This is a genomic window from Microbacterium sp. zg-B96, assembly GCF_030246865.1.
In the GTDB taxonomy this organism is placed as follows: domain Bacteria; phylum Actinomycetota; class Actinomycetes; order Actinomycetales; family Microbacteriaceae; genus Microbacterium.
Genome location: NZ_CP126738.1, coordinates 1,362,179 through 1,384,492, shown reverse-complemented (window position 1 = coordinate 1,384,492; position 22,314 = coordinate 1,362,179). Strand labels below are relative to the sequence as shown.

Below are 22,314 nucleotides of genomic sequence, written 5' to 3'. Positions count from 1 at the left end.
TCACGCTACCCCGAGCGCGCGGGCGATGACGAGCAGCTGCACCTCGGTGGTCCCCTCGCCGATCTCCAGGATCTTGCTGTCGCGGTAGTGGCGCGCGACGGGGTATTCGTTCATGAACCCGTTGCCGCCGAAGATCTGCGTCGCGTCGCGCGCGTTGTCCATCGCCGCATCGCCGGAGACGAGCTTGGCGACGGCCGCCTCGGTCTTGAACGGCCGGCCCGCGTCGCGCAGATGCGCGGCCTGCAGCCATGCCAGCCGCGCAGTGTGCACGCGGGCCTGCATGCGGGCGAGGGTGAATTGGATGCCTTGACGGGTGGCGAGCGCGGATCCGAACACGACCCGCGACCCGGCATAGGCCAGCGCCGCCTCCAGGCATCCTTCCGCCGCTCCCGTGGCCAGAGCGGCGATCGCGATGCGGCCCTCGTCGAGGATGTGCAGGAAGTTCGCCAGGCCCCGGCCGCGCTCGCCCAGCAGGTTCGCCTCCGGCACCCGGCAGCCGTCGAAGGTCAGCGGGTGGGTGTCCGACGCGCGCCAGCCGACCTTGTCGTAGGCGGGCCCGACAGTGAACCCCGGCGTGCCGCTCGGCACGATGATCGTGGAGATCTCCGGCCGCTCGCCGTCGCGGCCGGTCACGGCGGTGACGGTGACGAACCGGGTGATGGGGGTGCCGGAGTTGGTGATGAACTGTTTGCTCCCGTCGATCACCCACTCCCCGTCCTCTTGACGTGCCGTGGTGCGGGTGGCGCCGGCATCCGACCCCGCCTCCGGCTCGGTCAGCCCGAAGCCGGCCAGCGCGCGTCCGGCCAGCAGGTCGGGCAGCAGCTCGGCGCGCTGCGCGTCGGTGCCGAACCGGAACACCGGCATGGCGCCCAGACTCACCGCCGCTTCGAGGGTGATCGCGATCGACTGGTCGGCGCGGGCGAGCGCCTCGATAGCGAGGCCCAGGGCGAGGTAGGTGCCGCCCTGCCCGCCGACCTCCTCGGGGAACGGCAGCCCGAACAGACCCAGCTCCCCCATCTGCGCCACGACGTCCATCGGCAGCGTGTGCGTGCGGTCGGCCTCGTACGCCTGGGGCGCGACGACCTCGTCGGCGAACGCGCGCACCATGCGGGCGAGCTCGATCTCGTCGTCTTCCAGCGGATACGAGCGCAGGTCGATGGGTCCGGTCATGGCGTGTCCTCCTCGGGGATGTCGTGCATCTCGGCGAGCACCTCGTCGCGGCGCACCTGCGCGCCGATGGCGACGAGGATCCGTGCCACGCCGTCGTGTGGCGCGGTCACGGTGTGCTCCATCTTCATGGCTTCGATCGTCACGAGGCGGGCGCCGGATGCCACCCGCGCGCCGTCCTCGGTGTGCACCGCGACCACCGTTCCCGGCAGCGCCGCCCGCACATGCGGTTCGGCGGGTGCTTCGGTGTGCGAGCGCCGCGCACGGCGCCGTCGCGATGCCTCACGGCGGGGCACCGGTCGCAGCCGCTGGGTCTCGCCGCCGGAGTGCACCCACACATCGCCGTCGGCGTCGCGGGCGACCGTGGCGCCGTCGATGGGAGCAGCGGATGCCGCGACGAGCTGCCCCGCCTCGGTCTGGAACACGTGCTGTCGCGGCTCGTGCCTGCCCCCGAGGCGCCAGCCGTCGCCGCGGTGCCAGGGCGATGCATCCGGCGGCGCGGGTGTCTCCAGGAACGCGGCCGCCGCGGCCAGCGCGCGGACGGACGGGGCGGGAGCGACCACCGCCGGCATCGCGTCGATGACGTGGGTGTCGAGGTCCCCGGCGCGCACGGCGGGCCGGGCCAGCAGCGACCGCAGGAACGCGATGTTGGTGTCCACGCCGAGCACGACCGTCTCGGCGAGCGCGGCATCCAAGCGCTCCAGGGCCTGGGCCCGGTCGGCGGCGTGGGCGATGACCTTCGCGATCATCGGGTCGTAATCGGCGGTGACGACCGATCCGGTCTCCACCGCCCCATCGACCCGCACGCCCTCGGCCGCCCGCCAGGCGACCACCTCGCCGGTGGCGGGCAGGAACCCGCGTGCCGGGTTCTCGGCGTACACGCGCGCCTCGATCGCGTGTCCTGTCAGGCGCACCTCGTCCTGCCGGAACGCCAGCGGCAGGCCCGCCGCCACCCGCAGCTGTTCGGCGACGAGGTCCACCCCGGTGATGAGCTCGGTCACCGGGTGCTCCACCTGCAGCCGCGTGTTCATCTCGATGAAGAAGAACTCCTCCGGCCGGTCTGCCGCCATGAGGAACTCCACCGTGCCCGCCCCGCGGTAGCCGACGCTCGCCGCGGCCCGGCACGCCGCCTCACCGAGGCGCTGCCGGGTGGCTTCGTCGACGGCGGGTGACGGGGCCTCCTCGATCACCTTCTGGTGCCGGCGCTGCAGTGAGCACTCGCGCTCGCCGAGGTGCACGACCGCGCCGTGCGCGTCGGCGAGCACCTGCACCTCGATGTGACGGGGACGCTCGATGAGCCGCTCCAGCAGCAGCGTGTCGTCTCCGAACGCGGCGGTGGCCACGCGGCGGGCCGCGGCGAGCGCGTCGGGGAGCGCGGCGGCATCCGCGACGACCTGCATCCCCTTGCCGCCGCCGCCGGCCGACGGCTTCACCAGCAGCGGAAACCCTTGCGCCGTCGCGGCCGCGATGATGGCGGCATCCGTCATCCCCGCGGCGCTGAGCCCGGGGACGACGGGCACCCCGTGTCCGGCGACGTGCTCCTTGGCGCGGATCTTGTCGCCCATCACCCGCAGCGCGTGCTCCCCGGGGCCGATGAACACCAGGCCGGCGTCGGTGCACGCCCGGGCGAAGTCGGCGTTCTCGGAGAGGAACCCGTACCCGGGGTGCACGGCCTGCGCCCCGGTGTCGCGGGCCGCGGTCACGACGGCGACCGCGTTCAGGTACGACGCCGCCGCGGCGGCGGGCCCGATGCGCACGGCGACATCGGCCTCACGCACATGGGGTGCACCGGCGTCGGCGTCGCTGTAGACGGCGACCGAGCGGATGCCGAGACGGCGCAGCGTCCGGATGATCCGCCGCGCGATCTCGCCGCGGTTGGCCACGAGCACCGTCTGGAACAGGGGCGCGTCCATGTCACATCCGGAACAGGCCGAAGCCGGGGTCGGGGAGCGGCACCCGCGAGACGACGTCCAGGGCCAGCCCCAGCACGTCGCGGGTGTCGACGGGGTCGATGATGCCGTCGTCCCACAGCCGGGCGGTGGCGTAATACGGGTCGCTCTGCAGGGCGAACTGCGCCCGCACGGGTGCTTCGAAGGCGGCGCGGTCCTCGGCGCTCCAGCTTTCGTCCCGGGCCGTGAGTTGGTCGGCTTTCACGGTGGCGAGCACGGATGCCGCCTGCGCGCCGCCCATCACCGAGATGCGGCTGCCCGGCCAGCTCCACAGGAACCGTGGCGAGTAGGCGCGGCCGCACATGGCGTAGTTGCCGGCGCCGAAGGAGCCGCCGATCACGACGGTGAGCTTGGGCACCCGGGTCGTGGCGACCGCGGTGACCATCTTCGCCCCGTCCTTGGCGATGCCGGCAGCCTCGGCGTCGCGGCCCACCATGAACCCGGAGATGTTCTGCAGGAACACCAGCGGAATGCCTCGTTGGTCGCACAGCTCGATGAAGTGCGCGCCCTTGAGCGCCGATTCGCCGAACAGCACCCCGTTGTTGGCGAGGATGCCGACCGGGTGACCGTGGATGCGGGCGAACGTCGTGATCAGGGGGGTGCCGTACTCCCGCTTGAACTCGTGCCCGCTGTCGCCGTCCACGATGCGGTCGATGACCTGGCGGGCGTCGTAGGGCTGGGCCACGTCGACCGGGACGATGTCGTAGAGGTCGGCGGCCGGCGCCTGGGGCTCGGCCGGCTCGTGCACCCGCCACGCGGGGTCCGCCGGCGGCGGCAGTGTCTGTACGATGTCGCGGATGATCTCCAGGGCGTGCTCGTCATCCTCGGCGAGATGATCGGCGACGCCGGACCGGCGGGCGTGCAGTTCTCCCCCGCCCAGCTCCTCCGCCGTGACGACCTCGCCGATGGCCGCCTTCACCAGCGGCGGCCCGCCCAGGAAGATCGTGCCCTGTCCGCGCACGATGACGGTCTCGTCGCTCATCGCCGGCACATACGCACCACCGGCGGTGCACGATCCGAGCACCGCCGACAGCTGCGGGATGCCGGCGGCGGACAGCCGCGCCTGGTTGTAGAAGATGCGGCCGAAGTGGTCGCGGTCGGGGAACACCTCGTCCTGCATCGGCAGGTAGGCCCCGCCGGAGTCGACGAGGTAGATGCAGGGCAGCCGGTTCTCCAACGCGACCTCCTGCGCGCGCAGGTGCTTCTTGACGGTGAGGGGGTAATACGTGCCGCCCTTGACGGTGGCATCGTTGCAGATCACCATCACCTGACGGCCCTGCACCAGGCCGATCCCTGCGACGACGCCGGCGGCGGGCGCCTGAGCGTCGTAGAGTCCTTCTGCCGCCAGCGGAGCCAGTTCCAGGAACGCGCTGCCCTCGTCGAGCAGGCGCGTGATCCGCTCCCGGGGCAGCAGTTTGCCGCGGGCACGATGCCGTTCCCGTGCCGCGTCTCCCCCGCCGGCGGCCACGGCGGCGAGGCGCGTGCGCAGGCTTTCCGCGAGTTCCCGCTGAGTGGGTTCGGCGACCGGTGCGCTCATGCTGTCTCCGTCGACGTCACGATCGCGTCACACCCGCTTGTGAGGCGGGCGAGGCACGTGGTTAGTTGTCCCTAACCGAGACTTCAGGTTAGCGAGGATTAACTGAGATGGCAACGGGACCGACCCACCGCGACCGCGCGAAGGCGGACCGCCAGGCGGCGCTCGTGCGCGAGGCCGCTCGGCTGTTCGCCGACCGCGGGTTCGCCGGGGTGAGTCTGGAGGATCTGGGCACGGCCGTCGGCTTTTCCGGCCCGGCCGTGTACCGGCATTTCCCCAACAAGCAGGCTCTGCTGGGCGAGATCCTGGTGGGAGTGAGCCGCACCCTGCTCGAGGGCGGCCGCGAGGTGGTCGCCGCAGGCGGAACCCCCGACGAGGCGCTGGATGCGCTCATCGCGTTCCATGTGGACTTCGCGCTGTCGTCGGCGGACGTCATCCGCGTGCAGGACCGGGAGCTGGCCAGCCTCGGCGAGGCCGACCTCCACACCGTGCGTCGCCTGCAGCGCGAATACGTCGAGCTGTGGGTCGAGGTGCTCTCGCGCCGCCGGCCGTCGCCGTCGGCCGCCGACCAGCGGGTGCGCGCGCATGCCTGCTTCGGACTCATCAACTCCACGCCCCACAGCCTGCAGGCCGCCCGTGACGGTTCCGCGGACGCAGATGTGCGAGGCATCCTGCGCGAGATGGCGCGCGCCAGCCTCACCGCCTGAGGACGGCCGCACTCCCCCGGCTCGCAGCAGGTCACGCGACCAGCATCGCCCGGCCCGGCTCCCGCAGCAGCGCGCCCACCTCCGCCAGGAACCGCGCACCCTGCTCGCCGTCGACGAGCCGGTGGTCGAAGGACAGGCTGAGGGTCAGCACGTCACGCAGCGCGATCTGCCCGTCGTGCTCCCACGGGGTGCGTCGCACGGTGCCCAGCGCCAGGATCCCCGCCTCACCCGGATTGAGGATCGGGGTGCCGGCATCCACTCCGAACACGCCCATGTTGGTGATCGAGAACGTCCCGCCCGCCAGTGCAGCCGGCGCCGTACGGCCGGCACGCGCGGTCTCGGTCAGCTGCGTGATCGCGTCGGCGAGTTCGACCAGCGTGAGGGTGCCGGCATCCTTCACGTTCGGCACCAGGAGCCCCCGGTCGGTCGCCGCGGCGATGCCCAGGTGCACCCGGTGGAACAGCACGATCTCCTCGCCCTCCCAGCGGGCGTTGAGCATCGGATGCCGCGGCAGTGCGAGGCACACCGCCTTGGCGACGACGGCGAGAATGCCGATGCGGTGGCCGGTCAGCTGCCGGTCCTCGCGCAGCGAGGCGAGCAGCCGCATCGTCTCGGTCACGTCGACGGTGAGAAAGACGGTGGCGTGGGGCGCCGTGAAGGCGCTGCGCACCATTGCCTCGGCGGTGTGACGACGGATGCCGCGGACGGGGATGCGGGTGACCTCGCCCTCGGTCGCCGGGGGCGGTGTATCTGCGTGCCGCGCGAACGCCTCGACGTCGGCGCGGGTTGCCAGGCCCTCGGCTCCGGTGGGGGTCACCTGTGCCAGATCGACGCCGAGTTCCCTGGCCAGCCGGCGCACCGGCGGAGTGGAGCGGGGGCGCTCGCCGTGCGGGTGCTCAGATTCCAGGGTGCGGACGGCATCGTGCGGCGCCGCCTGCAGTACATCGGCGTCGGCGGCGACTGCTGTGCGGATGGTGCGCCTGCGGCGTTGCGGGCGGCCGGAGGATGGCGGTGCGGCGCCGTAGCCGACCAGATGCGCGGCGGGCGCGGGTTCGGCGGTCTCCGGTTGGGGCGCCGGGGTCGCTTCGGCGAGCGCGTCGGTCTGGGTCGTGACCTCGACCGAGACGATCACGCTGCCCACGGCGATCACCTCGCCGGGTGCCGCGTGCAGCGCCGCGATGCGCCCCGCGTGCGGCGAGGGCAGCTCCACAATGGCCTTGGCGGTCTCCACCTCCGCGAGGGTCTGGTTCAGCGTCACCTCGTCACCCTCCGCCACGAGCCAGGTCACCAGCTCCGCCTCCGGCAGGCCTTCACCCAGATCCGGCAGCCGGAACTCGGCGATCACAGCTCCACCCCGGTGAGGCTGTTGGGCCGCTGTAGCACCCGGTCCACGGCGTCGAGGATGCGGTCGAGGTCCGGCAGGTGGTGTCGCTCGAGCTTCGCCGGCGGGTAGGGGATGTCGTGCCCGGTGACCCGCACCGGCGGCGCCTCGAGGTGGTGGAAGCAGCGCTCGGTGATGCCGGCGGACACCTCCGCGCCGACGCCGGCCTCCCCCGGCGCCTCGTGGGTGATCACGACGCGTCCGGTCTTGCGCACGGATGCCGCGACGGTGTCGTAGTCCACCGGCGACAGCGATCGCAGGTCGATCACCTCCAGCGACAGCCCGTCGTCCTCCGCGGCCGTGGCCGCCTGCAGTGCAGTGGTGACCTGTGCGCCGTAGGTGACGATCGTGGCATCCGTCCCCTCCCGGACGATCCGCGCCAGGCCCATCGGCGGGGCGTCGGCCAGGTCCGCGTCGAGGTCGACCTCGCCCTTGGCGTGATAAAGCCGCTTCGGTTCGAAAAAAACGACCGGGTCGTCGGAGGCGATCGCCTGCCGCAGCATCAGATAGGCGTCCGCCGGGTTCGACACGGCGACCACACGCAGCCCCGAGGTGTGCACGAAGTACGCCTCCGGTGACTCGGAGTGGTGCTCGGCGGCCCCGACACCGCCGGCCCAGGGCACGCGCACCGTCAGCGGCATCCGCACCGCCCCACGCGTGCGATAGTGCATCTTGGCGACCTGGCACACGATCTGGTCGAAGGCGGGGTACACGAACCCGTCGAACTGCAGCTCGACCACCGGGCGGAACCCGCGGAACGCCATGCCGACCGCGGCGCCCATGATGCCGGATTCGGCCAGCGGCGTATCGATCACCCTCGCGGCGCCGTGGCCGGCCAGCAAGCCGTCGGTCACCCGGAAGACGCCGCCGAGCGCACCGATGTCCTCGCCCAGCAGCAGCACGGCCGGGTCGTCGGTCAGCACGCGATCCAGCGCGGCGTTGAGGGCCTTGGCCATCGTGAGTTCGGTCATCGCTGGTCCTCCTCGAATCCGGCGAGATAGGCGGCATAGGCGCGGCGCTGACGCTCCAGCCCGGTGTGCGGCTCGGCGTACACCTCGTCGAAGATCGTCAGCGGCTCCCGGGTGCGGTACGACAGGCAGGCAGCGCGCATCTGCGCGGCCAGGTGGTCGGCCTCCGCGGCGATATCGGCGGCGGCGGCATCGTCCAGCGCGCCTCGTGCGCGCAGCAGCGTCTCGACGCGGGTGAGCGGATCGCGCCCGCGCCACAGTTCCAGCTCGGCAGGGTCGCGATAGCGGGTGGGGTCGTCAGCGGTGGTGTGGGGACCCATGCGGTAGGTCACCGCCTCGATGTAGGCGGGACCGGCGCCGCTGCGGGCGCGCTCCAGTGCCCACCGCATCGCCGCGAAGCCGGCCAGCACGTCGTTGCCGTCGATACGCAGGCTCGGGATGCCGAACGCGGGTGCGCGCCTGGCCAGCGGGAACCGCGATTGCACCGCGACCGGCTCGGAGATGGCCCACTGGTTGTTGCAGCACACGAAGACGACGGGCGCGCCGAAGGATGCCGCGAACACCATCGCCTCGTTGACATCGCCCTGGCTGGACGCCCCGTCCCCGAAGTACGCCACCGCGACATCGTCCGCTCGCGCGCCGTCGGGCCGGGCGGAGCGCTGGATGCCCATCGCGTAGCCGACGGCATGCAGGGTCTGCGCGCCGATGATGATCTGAGGACCTGCCGTGCCGCGGGCGAACGGGTCGCCCATCGACTGCTCTTCGCCGCGCCAGACCTGGATCAGCTGGGTGGGGGTCGCCCCCCGCACCAGCTGCACGCCCAGCTCCCGGTAGCTCGGGAATACGAAGTCACTCCCGCGCAGGGCGCGCGCCGTGCCGACCTGTGCGGCCTCCTGACCCAGGCTCGGTGCCCACAGCCCGAGTTGCCCCTGCCGCTGCAGCGCCACGCCCTCGGTGTCGAGGCGTCGGGTGCGCACCATGTCGCGGTAGAGGTCCGACAGCAGCGCGTCGTCGACGTCTGTCGCCCAGCGATCGAGTGCCGGATCCGAGACGCGCTCGCCGTCGGGCGTGATCAGCCGGGCTACACTTCCGACATCGGTTGCGGGCTGGGCCGCTGTGCTCGGGGGATACGCCATCGTCGCCTCCGTCCCGGCGTCCCTCGTGAGGACGCCGTCGCGTGTGCGCCGGCCTCGTCGCCGACTGCGGTGAGCGTACGTCGCACGAGCACCTAGCTCAAGCATCCCGGTCAATCTTGAGCATGTTGCGCATTTTATGCGCACACACCCGTGCTACCGTTGAGCAGTATGACTGCTCTCGACCATGTCGACCTCGCCCTTTTGGACGCCCTCGCCGACGATCCGCGCGCCACTGTCGTGGCCCTGGCGGACCGCCTCAGCCTGTCGCGCAACACAGTACAGGCACGGATGTCCAAGCTCGACCGCGCCGGGGTGTTCCTCTCGTACGAGCGGGCGATCGCCCCGCACGCCCTGGGTTACCCGATCGAGGCGCTGCTCGAGGTCGTCGTACGGCAGCCGGATCTCCCGCAGATCACCCAGCACCTCGCCGACATCCCCGAAGTGATCCAGGCGCACGGCGTGAGCGGTCAGGTGGATCTGGTCGTCCGGGTCGCGGCACGCGACACCCAGCACCTGTTCGACATCGACGCCCGCATCCTCGGCATCGACGGGGTTGAGCGCACCGAGACATCCCTCGTCATGGACGAGGTCATCGGCTTCCGGGTGCGCCCGCTCATGGCGCTGGCGGGCCAGCAGGGCTGACGCGCCCGCGCCACGTCTTCGGGGATCTACACAACTTCGGAGCCCACAGCCCGAATCCCTCCGAAGAACCGCAGTTCTCCGAAACTGTGGCACACGGATGCCGCGCCGCGCGGCCGCCGCGGCCGCCGCGACGCCGCGGCATCCCGCCCGCTCCCCTGTCACGAATCCCGGTATGTGACAGGCGAGGCCCTCCTCGTGCCCGGGGCGCGGGTTAGAGGACGGGCGAGCCCGCGGCGACGCTCTTGGGCGACGCGGGCGACGAGACGGCAGCGGATGCCGGTGACGCGGGCGCCGCGGCATCCATCCGCACCAGCACCACACCGGTGAGCACCAGCGCGCCCCCGACGAACTGCACCGGCGCGGGCGCCTCGCCCAGGAGCAGCCAGGCGAGCATCAGCGTGAACAGCACCTCGGACAGACCGACGAACGACGCCACGCGCGCGCCGGTCCGCGGCACGGCCATGACCCCCAGGGCGTAGCCGACGGTCGTGCCGAGCGCGGCCACCCAGCCGAGCGGGACCCACCACGGCAACGCCATCCCTGCCACCACGACCGTCACGGCGGGCGCGGCGAAGGGCAGGATGCCCGTCAGCAGCAGCACGCCGACGAGGGCGGTGCCGGTCAGCAGCCCGCCGGCGGCGAGGGCCAGCGGCGGGAGCCGGTCGCCACTGCGCTCGGCGATCGCGAAGTACGCCGCCGCACACACCGCGGCGCACAGCGCCAGCAGCGTGCCGAGCAGGTCGAAACGCGCGCCGGTGAGGTCCACCACGAGCACGAGTCCCGCCATCGCGACGACCGACCCGCCGATGACCAGAGCGGACGGTGCCCGCCGCGTGCGCAGCCATACCCAGCCGACCAGCAGCACGGGCGCGATGTACTGGATGAGCAGGGCCACGGCCACCGGCATCCGCTGCATGGCGCCGAAGTAGAACAGCTGACAGCCGGCGACCGCGGTCAGCCCGAAGGCGACGACGATGCCGCCGTGGCGGCGGAGGAATCCGCGCTCCCGACGGATCGCCCGCACCAGCGCCGGGGACAGGATGAGCCCGGCCAGCCCCATGCGCACCAGCAGCGCGGCCCCCAGGGACCACCCCGCCTCCAGCAGCGGCTTCACCAGCGGTCCGCTCGAGGAGAAGGCGAAAGCCGAGGTCACGGCCATGATCAGCCCCGACGTCGCGACGCGTGGCGTCCCCGCGACGGCGAGCGAGGATGCAACAGTGGATGTGGTCATTGCGCGCCTGGCCTGTCAGGAGTGTCGTGTGGTTCACTGGTGACGGTACGCCCTACCCACGTCAGGGGTCAACATGCTTTTCGCTCGTGACACCACGCTGGCCCTCGCGGCGGCGGTCGACCTGGTCAACACCATGCCCGAAACCGACGTCGACGGCACGGACCGACTCGAAACCCGGGAGGATCTGCAGCGGTTCCTCGCCGTGCACCCCTACACCGGGTCGTTCACCCACGACCAGCGCGAAGTGGATGCCGTGCGCGGCATCCGCCCCCGGCTGCGCGCGCTGTGGCTGACCGATCGGGCAGGGGCGGTCCCCCTCGTCAACGCCATGCTGCGCGATGGTCACGCCCTGCCGCAGCTGGTGATCCACGAAGGCTACGACTGGCACATCCACGCCGCCGGGGACGAGGCGCCGTTCGCCACGCGCATCCTGGTGGAGACGGCGATGGCGTTCGTCGACATAATCCGCTCCGACGCCTATGAACGGGTGCGGGAATGCTCAGCCGACGACTGCCTCTCGGTGTACATCGACTACTCCAAGAACGGCTCGAAGCGCTACTGCGACACCGGCAACTGCGGCAATCGCATGAACGTCAACGCGTACCGTCGTCGGAAGGCTGCAGAAAGCGCCTGATGGCCTCGGCCGCCGGCTGCGGCGTCTCGTAGTGGATGAGGTGCCCGACGCCGTCGATCTCGACCAGCTGCGCGTCCGGGAACAGCGTCACCAGGTGCCGCTCGGCCTCGATCGAGGTGATGTCGTCCTGCACGGCGGCCACCAGCAGCGTCGGCTGGGCGATGGCGGGCGCGTGCGCGCGGATGTCGTTGGACACCGACGCGAGGAACGCGTCGTGCAGCACATCGCGGTCGGCGAAGCGGGAGAAGTAGGTGTCGTGCTGGTCGTGCACGAAACGGCGCAGCGCCTTGTCGCGGGTCTTGGCCATCGACATGCTCATGACCCGCACGATCAGGCGGCTGCGCAGCAGCGCGCTACCCAGCGACTTCGGAAGTTTCGCGCCGGCGAAGTAGTAGAACACCGCCAGGCGAGTGAGGATGCCGCGCGGGCCTTCCAGCGCCGGCGCGCCGATCGGGTTGACCAGGATGACGCGCGGGGTCGCCAGTCCGCCGGCGACGGCCGCGGCGACGACGATCGATCCGAACGAGTGGCCGAGGATCACCGCGCCGGGCGCGGTCGCCGCGACGAAGTCGGTGAGCCACTGCGCGTAAGCGGCCAGATCGTGGCGGCGGTGCGGCAGCGGCGCGGTCTCGCCGAACCCCGGCAGATCGGGCATGAGGATGCGGATGCCGTCAAGGTGGGCGACCACCGGCTCAAGGCCGTGGTGCTCGCCGCGGAAGCCGTGCACCGCGACGATCGTCTGCTCCGCATCGGCCGGACCGTATTCCCAGTAGGCGGTCACGCCGCCCTGCACCGGCACCTCGTGGCGGCGCACCGGGATGCGCGCGAGCGACTGTGCGTACGGGTGCGCGGCGGCCATCCATAGAGTCTACGAGCCCCTGGCGGTGCGCCTCGCCGCCGATGTCGCCGGCCGCCTCTAGCGTTGGGGCATGACGATGTGGCAACCCGAGCCGCTCCTCGATTTCCCCGAGCCCGAGCGCATTCCCGCGTGGACGCGGCTGGTGGGTGTGTTCGATCTGGAGACCACCGGTGTCGACGTGGAGACCGACCGCATCGTCACGGCCCACGTCGGCGTGATCGACGGCTCCGGTGCCGTCGTGCATGCCCGGGACTGGATCGCGGACCCCGGCGTGGAGATCCCCGAGGGCGCCACCGCGGTGCACGGCATCACCACCGCGCACGCGCGTGCCGAGGGGCGCGCCGCGCCCGAGGTGGTCGCCGATGTGGTCGCGGCGCTGCGCGGCCTGTTCGCCGCCGGCATCCCGGTGGTCGCCTACAACGCGTGCTACGACTTCTCGCTGCTCAAGCACGAGGCGGTGCGCCACGGCATCCGCCCGCTGAAGACCCCCGGGCCGGTCATCGATCCGCTCGTCGTCGACAAGGCACACGACCGCTTCCGGCGCGGCAAGCGCACGCTCGAGGCCGTCGCGGCGCACTACGCGGTGCCGCTGGAGGGCGCCCACGACGCCTGCGCCGACGCCGTCGCCGCCGGCCGGGTGGCACAGGCGCTCGCGGAGCGCTTCGGCGCGCAGCTGCCGCCCACCGCGCAGGAGCTGCACACCCTGCAGATCGCCTGGGCTCGCGCCCAAGCCGCGAGCCTGACGGAGTATTTCGTCAAGATCGGCCGGCTCGATGCGGACGACAAGCTCGACGGCAGCTGGCCGGTGCGCTGACGCGCGGTCCCCGCCGGTCGTTGAGCGAGCGCAGCGAGACGAAACGCGCGCGCAACGCGCAACGAGAAAGGCCCCGCCGAAGCGGGGCCTTTCTCGCGGCGACTTACTTGGTGCCGAAGTTCTTGAAGCGCTGGTTGAACTTCTCGACGCGACCGGCCGAGTCCATGATGCGCTGCTTGCCCGTGTAGAACGGGTGCGAGGCCGACGAGATCTCGACGTCGATCACGGGGTACTCGGTGCCCTCGAACTCGACGGTCTTGTCGCTGGTGACGGTCGAACGGGTGAGGAACAGGTCTCCCGAGCCGAGATCGCGGAACACGATCGGACGGTAGTCGGGGTGGATGTCAGTCTTCATGAGATGTCCTTGAGGTGATGCTCTGGATTTTGCCAGAACGGTCAAAGTCTGAGGTGCGAGTGCACCAAGGGTCGATTCTATCAGCCGTTCGGGCTGCTCAGGAACCGGCGAACTCTGCCCGTGCGGCGTAGCGGCCGCCGACGACGTGCAGCGCGATCGGCATGCCGAACGTCTCCTGCAGATTCTCCGGCGTGAGGGTGGTCTCGAGGGGGCCCGCGGCGACCACGGCGCCGTCGCGCAGCAGCAGCACGTGCGTGAAGCCCACCGGGATCTCTTCCACGTGATGGGTCACCATCACCATGGCGGGGGTGGTCGGTGCCTGCGCGTAGCCGCTGAGCAGCCCGAGCAGCTCTTCGCGTGCACCCAGGTCCAGGCTCGCGGTCGGCTCGTCCAACAGCAGCAGTTCCGGGTCGGTCATCACGGCACGGGCGATCTGCACCCGCTTCTGCTCGCCGTCGGACAGCGTGCCGAACGTGCGGTCGGCCAGGTTCTCGAGCTTCCATTCGGCCAGCACGCGCAGCGCACGACGCTCGTCGATGTCCTCGTACGCCTCGTGCCAGCGGCCCAGCACCGAATACGCCGCGGTGAGCACGACGTTGAGCACCGTCTCCTCCGGCGGCACGCGGCGTGCCATCGCGGACGAGGCGAAGCCGATGCGGGGACGCAGCTCGAACACGTCGGTGCGGCCCAGCCGCTCGCCCAGAATGGTGACCGCGCCGGACGTCGGGTGCAGCAGCGAGGCGGCCAGCTGCAGGACGGTGGTCTTGCCGGCCCCGTTGGGTCCGAGGATCACCCACCGCTGATCGTCGGTGACGGTCCAATCGACGCGATCGACGATGTTCCGGTCATTCCGGCGGACGACGACGTCGGAGAACTCGAGAACTTCAGCCATGACCCCAGCCTAACGGCCGGCGCCGGCCACCTCCGCGTAAAGCGCCGCCGTGCTGTCGGCGATCGCCTGCCAGCTGAAGTCGTCGGTGGCCCGACTGCGACCGGCGCGACCGTACGCTGCGGCGCGTTCCGGATCGGACACCACCTCGGTGAGCACCGCCGCGAGGTCGGAGACGTACTTGTCCGGATCGATGGGGGTGCCGGTGCCGTCCTGCACCTGCTCGATGGGCACCAGTCGACCGGTCACGCCGTCGACGATCACCTCGGGGATGCCGCCGGTAGCCGTGCCGACCACGGCGGCACCGCACGCCATCGCCTCGAGGTTGACGATCCCGAGCGGTTCGTACACGGACGGGCAGACGAAAGTGGTCGCCGCCGACAGCAGCGTGCACAGCTCATGCCGGGACAGGTGCCGGTCGATCCAGACGACCCCGGAGCGGGTCTCCTGCAGTCCGCGCACGAGCTCCTGCACCTCCGCCATGATCTGCGGGGTGTCCGGCGCCCCGGCGCACAGCACCAGCTGCACCTCGGGGGGCAGCAGAGCCGCGGCGCGGAGCAGATACGGCAGGCCCTTCTGGCGGGTGATGCGACCGACGAACACGACACTGGGCCGTGCGGCATCCACCCCCAACTCGGTGAGCAGTCCGGGGTCGGAGACCGGATGCCACGCATCGACGTCGATGCCGTTGTAGATCACCCGCACCTTGTCGGGATCCAGCGCCGGGTAGCTGCGCAGAATGTCCTGCCGCATGCCCTCGCTCACCGCGACGATCGCGGCGGCGCCTTCGTAGGCGGTCTTCTCGATGTAGCTGGAGATGGCGTAGCCGCCGCCCAGCTGCTCGGCCTTCCACGGCCGCAGCGGCTCCAGCGAGTGCGCCGTGACGATGTGCGGGATGCCGTGCAGCAGCGAGGCCAGGTGGCCGGCGAAGTTGGCGTACCAAGTGTGACTGTGCACGACGTCGGCACCGGCGATGTCGCCGACGATCTCGAGGTCCGTGCCGAGGGTCTGCACGGCGCCGTTGGCGTCTGCCAGCTCGGCCGGCACCCCGTACGACACGGTGCCCTCCTCGTCGCGGTCGGCGCCGAAGGCCCGCACCCGCACCTCCAGCTGCGCACGCAGCGATTTGACCAGTTCGGTGACGTGGACCCCTGCCCCGCCATAGATCTCCGGCGGGTATTCCTTGGTGACGATGTCGACGCGCATGCCACGAACGCTAGTACAAGCGCAAGTGTTTGCTCCCTGCTGGTTCGCCGGTTGACGGGGCCATAGTGTTGAGTCATGCCTGCGACCCCGAAGGTCTTCGGAATCATCCTCGCCGGAGGCGAGGGCAAACGTCTCATGCCGCTCACCGCGGACAGAGCCAAGCCCGCGGTGCCGTTCGGAGGCCAGTACCGCCTGATCGACTTCGCGATCTCCAACCTCATCAACTCGGGGTTGCGCCAGATCGTCGTGCTCACCCAGTACAAGTCCCACAGCCTCGACCGTCACATCTCCCAGACGTGGCGCATGTCGCCGCTGCTGGACTCCTATGTCGCTTCCGTGCCCGCGCAGCAGCGCCTGGGCAAGCGCTGGTTCTCCGGATCGGCCGACGCCATCCTGCAGAGCCTCAACCTCATCAATGACGAGAAGCCCGACATCGTCGCGGTGGTCGGCGCCGACCACGTGTACCGCATGGACTTCCAGCAGATGCTCGACGCGCACATCGCCTCGGGGCTGCCTGCCACCGTCGCCGGCATCCGCCAGCCCATCTCGATGGCCAACCAGTTCGGCGTGATCGAAGTCACCGATGACGACCCCACGAAGATCAACCGGTTCCTCGAGAAGCCGCAGAACCCCACCGGCCTGCCCGACGCGCCGCACGAGGTGCTCGCATCGATGGGCAACTACATCTTCACCACCGACGCGCTGATCGCAGCGGTCGAGGCCGATGGCGAGGTGCCCACGTCCAACCACGACATGGGCGGCGACATCATCCCCTACTTCGTGGACCGCGGCGAAGCCGGCGTCTACGACTTCAAGCGCAACGAGGTGCCGGGCTCCAACGATCGCGACCGCGACTACTGGCGCGACGTGGGAACGATCGACTCGTTCTTCGACGCGCACATGGATCTCATCTCCACGCTGCCGGTGTTCAACCTGTACAACACCGATTGGCCGATCCACTCGCAGACGGTCAACTCGCCGCCGGCGAAGTTCGTGCGCGACTCGGTGGGACGCATGGGCAACGCGATCGATTCCATCGTGTCGCTGGGCTCGGTGCTGTCCGGCACGCACCTGGAACGCAGCGTCGTGGGGCCATGGGCTCTCACCGGTGGCGGCTCGACCATCACCGACTCGATCCTGTTCGACCACGTCTCCATCGGCGCGGGGGCACGGGTGCACCGGGCCATCCTCGACAAGAACGTGCGGCTGCTGGACGGCGCCACGGTAGGCGTCGACCGGTCGCGAGACCTGTCGCGCGGGTTCACCGTTACCGACTCCGGCATCACGATCGTCGGCAAGAACACCGTCGTCGATCGCTGACCCGCCTCGGGCGGGCACTAGCGTGGAGGCGTGATGCCTGCCCGGTTCCTCGTCGTGTTCGACGCCGACTCCACGCTCATCCGCAACGAGGTCATCGAGCTCATCGCCGATGAAGCAGGGCGCGGCGCCGAGGTCGCTGCGGCGACCGAGGCGGCGATGCGCGGCGAGGTCGACTTCGCCGCGAGCCTGCGCTCACGCGTCGCACAGCTGCAGGGTGTGCCGGTGGCATTCTTCGCGCGGGTACTCGCCCGAGTGGAGCCCACGCTGGGAGCGCAGGCGCTGATCGACGAGATCCACGACCGCGGCGGCGTCGCCGCGGTGGTCTCCGGCGGGTTCCACGAGATCCTCGACACCGTCGCCCCGGGCCTCGCCGTCGACGTGTGGCGCGCCAACCGGCTCGTCGCCGCGGACGGCGCACTGACCGGCGTCGTCGATGGCGGGATCGTGGATGCCGCCGCCAAGGCCGCCGCACTGCGCGAGTGGGCCACCCATCACGGGGTGCCCCTGTCGCGCACCATCGCGATCGGCGACGGCGCGAACGACCTGCAGATGATGGCGGCCGCCGGCCTGGGCCTGGCCTTCAACGCCAAGCCCGCGGTGCGGGCCCGCGCCGACCTGGTCATCGCCGGGCTGGACCTGCGCGAAGTGATCCCGCTCCTGCCTTGACGCGTCTCCCCGGCACAGGAGAACTCACCGGCACAGGACAATTGCGGCCGAAACCTCCTGTGTCCGGGAGTCCTCCTGTCTTGGGGAGACGCTGGGCCGGTGGTGGATGTCGGATGCCACGCCCGGCGTGAGGGCGAATTGATCCCGGCTGCGGGTCAGTGACCCATGCCGAGGCCCCCATCGACGGGGATCACGGCACCGGAGATGTAGGCGGCGTCGTCGGAGGCGAGCCAGGCGACGACGCCGGCGACCTCGTCGGCCGTCGCGAAGCGGCCGGCGGGGATGTTGCGCTTGTACTCGGTCTGCGTCTGCTCGGGCAGGGCGGCGGTCATCTCTGTCTCGATGAACCCGGGCGCCACGACGTTGGTGGTGATGCCGCGACCGGCCAGCTCGCGCGTGAGGGACCGGGCGAACCCCACCAGAGCGCTCTTGGACGCGGCGTAGTTGGTCTGCCCGGCCGAGCCGTACAGGCCCACGACGCTGGAGATGAGGATCACGCGCCCCCAGCGAGCGCGGAGCATCCCCTTCGACGCGCGCTTGACCACCCGGAACGTGCCGCCGAGGTTGGTGGCGACGACGGAGTCGAAGTCGTCCTCGGTCATGCGCATCAGCAGCGTGTCTTTCGTGATGCCGGCGTTGGCGACGACCACCTCGACCGGGCCGAGCTGCTGCTCCACCTCGGTGTAGGCGGCATCCAACGACGCGGCATCCGTCACATCGGCCCGCACCGTCAGGGTGCCCTCCGGGCCCTCGCCGGAGCGTGCTGTGACGGCCACCCGGTACCCCTCGGCGACGAAGCGCGCGGCGATCGCGCGGCCGATGCCGCGGTTGCCTCCGGTGACGAGGACGACGCGTGCGGTGGTCATGAACCAGCTCCCTGATGTGCGCGGATACGAAACCGCCCCAGCCTAACGCCGCGCCCGTTTCGCGGCCCCCGACGGCACTAGGCTGAAGGCAGGTTCTAGGAAAGGCACGCCGTTGAGCACTCCGGACAGCACTCCCCCCGCCGAAGGCACGAACGAGCCGGCGCCGCCGACTCCTCCTGCGTACAGCCCCCCGCCGTACACCCCGCCGCCCGCCTACAGCCCGCCGCAGACGTACGCCCCGCCAACCGGGCAGCCGTCGTACCCCGCAGCCCAGCAGCCCTACCCCGCAGCGCAGCCGCCGTACCCGGCGCAGCCGCCGTACACCGAGCAGCCGGCATACGGCGCGCCCGCAGCGCAGCCCGGCGCGTACCCGCCGCCCGCCTACAACGCGTACGGGCAGGCTCCGTACGGCGCTGGCTACGGCTACAGCGGCGTGAAGACGAACGTGCTGGCGATCGTGTCGATGATCGCGAGCATCGTCGGCGCGGTCGGCATCCTGCCCATCATCGGCTCCATCGCCGGTGCGATCATGGGCCACATCGCCCTCAAGCAGATCGCCACGACCGGCGAGAAGGGCCGCGGCATGGCGCTGGCCGGCGTGATCGTCGGCTGGGTGGGCCTGGGGCTGGTCGCCCTGATCATCCTGATCTTCGTGCTGGCCGCGATCGGGGTATCCAACTCGACGATGTACTGACCGGTTCCGGCCCGCCGCGCGCGGCGTAGGCTGGATGCACCGTGAAGAAGTCGACCAGAGCGCAGTCAGCCACCTCGCTTCCGCCCGCTCCGCGGGATGATGCGAGTTCGCGGATGACCACCTACTACATCACGATGGGCGTGCGTGCCGCGTGCTTCGTGCTGATGGTGCTCATCACGCCCTACGGCTGGCACACGGCCGTGCTCGCGCTGGGCGCGATCGTGCTGCCGTACTTCGCGGTGGTGCTGGCCAACGTCGGCAAGGACACCCGGTCGCGCGTCGCAGAGAACCCGGAGCGGGCCATCACTGCTGCCGCTGCCCCGCCGCCGTCGCCCGCCGAGCGGCCTGACGTGATCAGGCTCGACGAACAGCCACCATCGGAACCCGGAGCGATTCAGAAGTGACCGACAGCGTCTGCTCGCGCGCCGGATGCCAGGCCGCGGCCCGGTGGCTGGTGGTGTGGCGCAACCCCCGCATCCACCCCGCCGACCGCCGCAAGCTCTGGTCGGCCTGCGACGAGCATGTCGACTATCTGAGGGACTACCTGGCCGCGCGCGACTTCCCGGTCGCGGTCGAGCCGCTCGTCGAGGCGGGTACCCCGTGAGCCGTCGGCCGATGCCCACCGCCGCACGGTGGGCGGGGTACGTGGCCGTGGCCATCGTCTTCGCGATCGCCTGCGCCTACCTCTCGCAATGGCAATTCGACCGCAACGAGGCGCGCAGCACGCAACTGGAACTCGTGGCCGAGAACTACGACGCCACTCCGGTGCCGCTGGCCGAACTCCTCCCCGCCGGGGGCGAATTCGACCCCGGCGACCAGTGGCATCCGGTCACTCTCGTCGGCGAGTACGACACGGCCTCACAACTTCTCGTCCGCAACCGCCCGCACGGCGGCACGTCGGCGTACGAGGTGCTGGTGCCCTTCCACACCGACGACGGTCGCGTCCTGTTGGTGGACCGCGGCTGGGTGCGGCCGGGCAGCGACCAGCCGGAGCCCGATGTCGTGCCGGCGGCTCCGGAGGGACCCGCCACCGTCGTAGTGCGCCTGAAGGCGGGCGAGGCCCTCCCCACCTCCGGTCGCTCGGCCCCCGAAGGTCAGGTCCCCACCATCCATCTGCCGCTGATCGCCGACCAGATCGACGGCGGCGATGATCTGGTGCGGGATGCCTACGGTCTTCTCATCAGCGAGGATCCGGCCCCGGCGACCGTGCCGAACGCCATCGCCTCACCGTCCGAGGACCCAGGTCCCCACCTGTCGTACGCGATCCAGTGGATCCTCTTCGCGATCATGGGCTTCATCTTCATCGCGTACATGATCCGCTCCGAACTGCGCCACCGCCGCGAGGACGCCGCCGACCGCGCGGACGCCGCGGCAGCAGCAGCGCACGCGGGCGATCCGGATGCGCCGGCACCGCGCCCCGCACGCCGACCGCGGCCGGAGAAGAAGCGCCGCGACCGCGACGCCGAGGCCGAAGACGCCCTGCTGGACACCGCCGGCCGCTGAGCCGCCCGCCCTGAGGGCGGCGCGGACGCCGGCCGGTCAGGCGAGCGTGATCAGGTCCGCGTAGTCGCGGCCCCAGAGGTCCTCGACGCCGTCCGGGAGGATGAGCACCCGCTCGGGGTTGAGGGCATGCACTGCGCCCTCGTCGTGCGAGACCAGCACGACAGCGCCCTCGTAGTGCGACAGCGCATCGAGGATCTCTTCGCGCGACGCAGGGTCGAGGTTGTTGGTGGGCTCATCCAGCAGCAGCATGTTGGCGCTGGAGACGACGAGCGTCGCCAGCGACAGTCGCGTCTTCTCGCCACCGGAGAGGACAGATGCGGGCTTGAGCACGTCGTCACCGGTGAACAGGAACGAGCCGAGCACCTTGCGCGCCTCGGTCGCGTTGATGTCCGGAGCGGCGGACATCATGTTCTCGAGCACCGACCGGTTCACATCGAGGTTCTCGTGCTCCTGCGCGTAGTAACCGATCTTCAAGCCGTGCCCGGGCTCCAGGCGTCCGGTGTCGGGCTGGTCGACGCCGGCGAGGATGCGCAGCAGCGTCGTCTTGCCCGCTCCGTTGAGCCCCAGCACCACGACCTTCGAGCCGCGGTCGATCGCGAGGTCGACGTCGGTGAAGATCTCCAGCGACCCGTACGACTTCGACAGACCGGTGGCCATGAGCGGCGTCTTGCCGCACGGCGCCGGCTTGGGGAAACGCAGCTTGGCCACGCGGTCCTGCTGACGCACGTCGTCCAGGCCCGCGAGCATCTTCTCGGCGCGCGCGACCATCTGGTGCGCGGCAGCCGCCTTGGACGCCTTCGCACCGAACCGGGCAGCCTGCAGCTGCAGGACGGTGGCCTTCTTCTCGACGTTGACGCGCTCCTTCTTGCGGCGCTCCTCGTCGGCCACCCGCTGACGCAGGTAGTTCTTCCAGTTCATGTTGTAGACGTCGATGACCTGGCGGTTCGCGTCGAGGTAGAACACGCGGTTGACCGTCTCCCCGACCAACTCCACGTCGTGCGAGATCACGATGAGCCCGCCCTTGTAGTTCTTGAGGAACTCGCGCAACCACACGACGCTGTCGGCGTCGAGGTGGTTCGTCGGCTCGTCGAGGATCATCGTCTCGGCGTCGGAGAAAAGGATGCGGGCCAGCTCGATGCGGCGACGCTGCCCACCGGAGAGGGTCGACAGCGGCTGGTCGAGGATGCGGTCCGGCAGCGACAGGTTGTGCGCGATGGTGGCCGCTTCGGCCTCGGCGGTGTAGCCGCCCAGGGCCTCGAACCGCTCGGTGAGGTTGCCGTACTTGCGCATGGCCTTCGCCGCGGTATCCGCATCGTCCGATGCCATCGCCAGCGACGCCTCGTGCATGCCGATGGCCAGCTGCCCCAGACCGCGGGCATCGAGGATGCGGGTGCGGGCGAGGTCTTCGGGGTTGCCGCTGCGGGGATCCTGCGGCAGGTAGCCCAGTTCTCCGGAGCGGTCCACCCTGCCGTCGGCAGGCTGCAGATCGCCGGCCAACACCTTCGTGAGGGTGGTCTTTCCCGCCCCGTTACGGCCGACGAGACCGATCTTGTCGCCGTCGGACACGCGGAAGGAGACATTCGACATAAGCACGCGGGCGCCTACGCGGATCTCGAGGTCGTGTACGGCAAGCACAGCGAACGTCCGTTCTCAAAGGGGGTGGTGGGGTCTGGCGCGGGGCCAGCCTCCCAGTATAGGTCGGGCCACCTGGGCGCCCGCCCGACGCCCCAAGACACCACCAGCGGGTGACCCTGTGCTACTTCAGAGGGATGCGGGAGCGCGCGCCGGGTTCA

Annotated in this window: 23 protein-coding genes; 10 read left to right on the top strand and 13 right to left on the bottom strand. The window is 70.7% G+C overall.

Annotated elements, in window-relative coordinates:
- From QNO11_RS06330 to QNO11_RS06320, 3 genes are read right to left on the bottom strand one after another with little or no spacing between them, the layout of a single operon-like run.
- A complete protein-coding gene (locus QNO11_RS06330; protein WP_257509913.1) occupies positions 1-1,170 on the bottom strand; it encodes an acyl-CoA dehydrogenase family protein in 1,170 nt (389 codons plus the stop codon).
- Positions 1,167-3,080, bottom strand: a complete 1,914-nt coding sequence (locus QNO11_RS06325) for an acetyl/propionyl/methylcrotonyl-CoA carboxylase subunit alpha (protein WP_257509914.1) — start codon at positions 3,078-3,080, stop codon at positions 1,167-1,169. Before QNO11_RS06325 ends, QNO11_RS06330 begins: the two co-directional genes overlap by 4 nt.
- 1 nt (position 3,081) lies before the next feature.
- On the bottom strand, positions 3,082-4,653 hold the full coding sequence (locus QNO11_RS06320) for a carboxyl transferase domain-containing protein (protein ID WP_257509915.1): 1,572 nt from the start codon (positions 4,651-4,653) through the stop codon (positions 3,082-3,084).
- Between the two features lie 107 nt (positions 4,654-4,760).
- Between QNO11_RS06320 and QNO11_RS06315 the strand changes: the two genes are divergently transcribed.
- The gene (locus QNO11_RS06315; RefSeq protein WP_257509916.1) at positions 4,761-5,357 is read left to right on the top strand and encodes an SACE_7040 family transcriptional regulator; all 597 of its coding nucleotides are present in this window, start codon (positions 4,761-4,763) and stop codon (positions 5,355-5,357) included.
- A 31-nt stretch (positions 5,358-5,388) separates the two neighbouring features.
- Here the strand turns inward: QNO11_RS06315 and QNO11_RS06310 are convergent, their stop codons facing one another.
- Genes QNO11_RS06310 through QNO11_RS06300 form a run of 3 tightly spaced genes read right to left on the bottom strand, consistent with a single transcriptional unit; the run spans position 5,389 to position 8,842 of the window.
- Positions 5,389-6,702 carry a dihydrolipoamide acetyltransferase family protein gene (locus tag QNO11_RS06310; protein WP_257509917.1) on the bottom strand — a complete coding sequence of 438 codons (1,314 nt, stop codon included), beginning with the start codon at positions 6,700-6,702 and terminating at the stop codon, positions 5,389-5,391.
- Entirely contained in the window at positions 6,699-7,709 is a 1,011-nt protein-coding gene (locus QNO11_RS06305) for an alpha-ketoacid dehydrogenase subunit beta (protein WP_257509918.1), read from the bottom strand. The genes QNO11_RS06310 and QNO11_RS06305 overlap by 4 nt, the downstream gene beginning before the upstream one ends.
- Positions 7,706-8,842: a thiamine pyrophosphate-dependent enzyme gene (locus tag QNO11_RS06300; RefSeq protein WP_257509919.1), complete on the bottom strand. Its 1,137-nt coding sequence runs from the start codon at positions 8,840-8,842 to the stop codon at positions 7,706-7,708. The genes QNO11_RS06305 and QNO11_RS06300 overlap by 4 nt, the downstream gene beginning before the upstream one ends.
- Positions 8,843-9,010: 168 nt before the next feature.
- Here QNO11_RS06300 and QNO11_RS06295 point away from each other — a divergent pair, with 168 nt between their 5' ends.
- Positions 9,011-9,484, top strand: coding sequence for an Lrp/AsnC family transcriptional regulator (locus QNO11_RS06295; protein WP_257509920.1), 474 nt, complete (start codon positions 9,011-9,013; stop codon positions 9,482-9,484).
- 211 nt (positions 9,485-9,695) lie between these two features.
- Here QNO11_RS06295 and QNO11_RS06290 read toward each other — a convergent pair whose 3' ends face one another.
- Positions 9,696-10,715, bottom strand: a complete 1,020-nt coding sequence (locus QNO11_RS06290; protein ID WP_257509921.1) for a DMT family transporter — start codon at positions 10,713-10,715, stop codon at positions 9,696-9,698.
- A 73-nt stretch (positions 10,716-10,788) separates the two neighbouring features.
- Between QNO11_RS06290 and QNO11_RS06285 the strand changes: the two genes are divergently transcribed.
- On the top strand, positions 10,789-11,349 hold the full coding sequence (locus QNO11_RS06285; protein WP_257509922.1) for a CGNR zinc finger domain-containing protein: 561 nt from the start codon (positions 10,789-10,791) through the stop codon (positions 11,347-11,349).
- On the opposite strand, the gene QNO11_RS06280 is transcribed toward QNO11_RS06285, so the two are convergent.
- Positions 11,309-12,208 carry an alpha/beta fold hydrolase gene (locus tag QNO11_RS06280; RefSeq protein WP_257509923.1) on the bottom strand — a complete coding sequence of 300 codons (900 nt, stop codon included), beginning with the start codon at positions 12,206-12,208 and terminating at the stop codon, positions 11,309-11,311. The two genes, QNO11_RS06285 and QNO11_RS06280, sit on opposite strands and share 41 nt — an antisense overlap.
- 70 nt (positions 12,209-12,278) lie before the next feature.
- Between QNO11_RS06280 and QNO11_RS06275 the strand changes: the two genes are divergently transcribed.
- Positions 12,279-13,022, top strand: a complete 744-nt coding sequence (locus QNO11_RS06275) for a 3'-5' exonuclease (protein ID WP_257509924.1) — start codon at positions 12,279-12,281, stop codon at positions 13,020-13,022.
- 103 nt (positions 13,023-13,125) lie between these two features.
- Here QNO11_RS06275 and QNO11_RS06270 read toward each other — a convergent pair whose 3' ends face one another.
- The 3 genes from QNO11_RS06270 to glgA form a co-directional block, all read right to left on the bottom strand.
- Positions 13,126-13,377 carry a type B 50S ribosomal protein L31 gene (locus QNO11_RS06270; RefSeq protein ID WP_257509925.1) on the bottom strand — a complete coding sequence of 84 codons (252 nt, stop codon included), beginning with the start codon at positions 13,375-13,377 and terminating at the stop codon, positions 13,126-13,128.
- A 97-nt stretch (positions 13,378-13,474) separates the two neighbouring features.
- The gene (locus QNO11_RS06265) at positions 13,475-14,269 is read right to left on the bottom strand and encodes an ABC transporter ATP-binding protein (RefSeq protein ID WP_257509926.1); all 795 of its coding nucleotides are present in this window, start codon (positions 14,267-14,269) and stop codon (positions 13,475-13,477) included.
- Between the two features lie 9 nt (positions 14,270-14,278).
- Entirely contained in the window at positions 14,279-15,472 is a 1,194-nt protein-coding gene (glgA, locus tag QNO11_RS06260; RefSeq protein ID WP_257509927.1) for a glycogen synthase, read from the bottom strand.
- A 75-nt stretch (positions 15,473-15,547) separates the two neighbouring features.
- Here glgA and glgC point away from each other — a divergent pair, with 75 nt between their 5' ends.
- Both glgC and serB read left to right on the top strand, forming a co-directional pair.
- Positions 15,548-16,792 carry a glucose-1-phosphate adenylyltransferase gene (glgC, locus tag QNO11_RS06255; RefSeq protein WP_257509928.1) on the top strand — a complete coding sequence of 415 codons (1,245 nt, stop codon included), beginning with the start codon at positions 15,548-15,550 and terminating at the stop codon, positions 16,790-16,792.
- Positions 16,793-16,825: 33 nt separating this feature from the next.
- The gene (serB, locus tag QNO11_RS06250) at positions 16,826-17,458 is read left to right on the top strand and encodes a phosphoserine phosphatase SerB (protein WP_257509956.1); all 633 of its coding nucleotides are present in this window, start codon (positions 16,826-16,828) and stop codon (positions 17,456-17,458) included.
- 155 nt (positions 17,459-17,613) lie between these two features.
- Here the strand turns inward: serB and fabG are convergent, their stop codons facing one another.
- A complete protein-coding gene (gene fabG, locus QNO11_RS06245; protein ID WP_257509929.1) occupies positions 17,614-18,324 on the bottom strand; it encodes a 3-oxoacyl-ACP reductase FabG in 711 nt (236 codons plus the stop codon).
- 112 nt (positions 18,325-18,436) lie between these two features.
- Here fabG and QNO11_RS06240 point away from each other — a divergent pair, with 112 nt between their 5' ends.
- Genes QNO11_RS06240 through QNO11_RS06225 form a run of 4 tightly spaced genes read left to right on the top strand, consistent with a single transcriptional unit; the run spans position 18,437 to position 20,521 of the window.
- Positions 18,437-19,018: a DUF4190 domain-containing protein gene (locus QNO11_RS06240; protein ID WP_257509930.1), complete on the top strand. Its 582-nt coding sequence runs from the start codon at positions 18,437-18,439 to the stop codon at positions 19,016-19,018.
- A 41-nt stretch (positions 19,019-19,059) separates the two neighbouring features.
- Entirely contained in the window at positions 19,060-19,422 is a 363-nt protein-coding gene (locus tag QNO11_RS06235; protein ID WP_257509931.1) for a DUF3099 domain-containing protein, read from the top strand.
- On the top strand, positions 19,419-19,622 hold the full coding sequence (locus tag QNO11_RS06230; RefSeq protein WP_257509932.1) for a hypothetical protein: 204 nt from the start codon (positions 19,419-19,421) through the stop codon (positions 19,620-19,622). The genes QNO11_RS06235 and QNO11_RS06230 overlap by 4 nt, the downstream gene beginning before the upstream one ends.
- 11 nt (positions 19,623-19,633) lie before the next feature.
- Positions 19,634-20,521, top strand: coding sequence for an SURF1 family cytochrome oxidase biogenesis protein (locus tag QNO11_RS06225; protein ID WP_257509933.1), 888 nt, complete (start codon positions 19,634-19,636; stop codon positions 20,519-20,521).
- Positions 20,522-20,557: 36 nt separating this feature from the next.
- Here QNO11_RS06225 and QNO11_RS06220 read toward each other — a convergent pair whose 3' ends face one another.
- On the bottom strand, positions 20,558-22,156 hold the full coding sequence (locus tag QNO11_RS06220; RefSeq protein ID WP_257509934.1) for an ABC-F family ATP-binding cassette domain-containing protein: 1,599 nt from the start codon (positions 22,154-22,156) through the stop codon (positions 20,558-20,560).
- Between the last annotated feature and the right edge of the window lie 158 nt (positions 22,157-22,314).

What these genes read in the sequence shown, in the direction of transcription:
- QNO11_RS06290 (WP_257509921.1), bottom strand. Translation starts at nt 10,715, where the DNA reads ATGACCACATCCACTGTTGCATCCTCGCTCGCCGTCGCGGGGACGCCA.
- QNO11_RS06305 (WP_257509918.1), bottom strand. Translation starts at nt 7,709, where the DNA reads ATGACCGAACTCACGATGGCCAAGGCCCTCAACGCCGCGCTGGATCGC.
- QNO11_RS06225 (WP_257509933.1), top strand. Translation starts at nt 19,634, where the DNA reads ATGCCCACCGCCGCACGGTGGGCGGGGTACGTGGCCGTGGCCATCGTC.
- QNO11_RS06270 (WP_257509925.1), bottom strand. Translation starts at nt 13,377, where the DNA reads ATGAAGACTGACATCCACCCCGACTACCGTCCGATCGTGTTCCGCGAT.
- QNO11_RS06300 (WP_257509919.1), bottom strand. Translation starts at nt 8,842, where the DNA reads ATGGCGTATCCCCCGAGCACAGCGGCCCAGCCCGCAACCGATGTCGGA.
- QNO11_RS06280 (WP_257509923.1), bottom strand. Translation starts at nt 12,208, where the DNA reads ATGGCCGCCGCGCACCCGTACGCACAGTCGCTCGCGCGCATCCCGGTG.
- QNO11_RS06295 (WP_257509920.1), top strand. Translation starts at nt 9,011, where the DNA reads ATGACTGCTCTCGACCATGTCGACCTCGCCCTTTTGGACGCCCTCGCC.
- QNO11_RS06275 (WP_257509924.1), top strand. Translation starts at nt 12,279, where the DNA reads ATGACGATGTGGCAACCCGAGCCGCTCCTCGATTTCCCCGAGCCCGAG.
- QNO11_RS06285 (WP_257509922.1), top strand. Translation starts at nt 10,789, where the DNA reads ATGCTTTTCGCTCGTGACACCACGCTGGCCCTCGCGGCGGCGGTCGAC.
- QNO11_RS06330 (WP_257509913.1), bottom strand. Translation starts at nt 1,170, where the DNA reads ATGACCGGACCCATCGACCTGCGCTCGTATCCGCTGGAAGACGACGAG.
- QNO11_RS06325 (WP_257509914.1), bottom strand. Translation starts at nt 3,080, where the DNA reads ATGGACGCGCCCCTGTTCCAGACGGTGCTCGTGGCCAACCGCGGCGAG.
- QNO11_RS06320 (WP_257509915.1), bottom strand. Translation starts at nt 4,653, where the DNA reads ATGAGCGCACCGGTCGCCGAACCCACTCAGCGGGAACTCGCGGAAAGC.
- serB (WP_257509956.1), top strand. Translation starts at nt 16,826, where the DNA reads ATGCCTGCCCGGTTCCTCGTCGTGTTCGACGCCGACTCCACGCTCATC.
- fabG (WP_257509929.1), bottom strand. Translation starts at nt 18,324, where the DNA reads ATGACCACCGCACGCGTCGTCCTCGTCACCGGAGGCAACCGCGGCATC.
- QNO11_RS06265 (WP_257509926.1), bottom strand. Translation starts at nt 14,269, where the DNA reads ATGGCTGAAGTTCTCGAGTTCTCCGACGTCGTCGTCCGCCGGAATGAC.
- glgC (WP_257509928.1), top strand. Translation starts at nt 15,548, where the DNA reads ATGCCTGCGACCCCGAAGGTCTTCGGAATCATCCTCGCCGGAGGCGAG.
- QNO11_RS06315 (WP_257509916.1), top strand. Translation starts at nt 4,761, where the DNA reads ATGGCAACGGGACCGACCCACCGCGACCGCGCGAAGGCGGACCGCCAG.
- glgA (WP_257509927.1), bottom strand. Translation starts at nt 15,472, where the DNA reads ATGCGCGTCGACATCGTCACCAAGGAATACCCGCCGGAGATCTATGGC.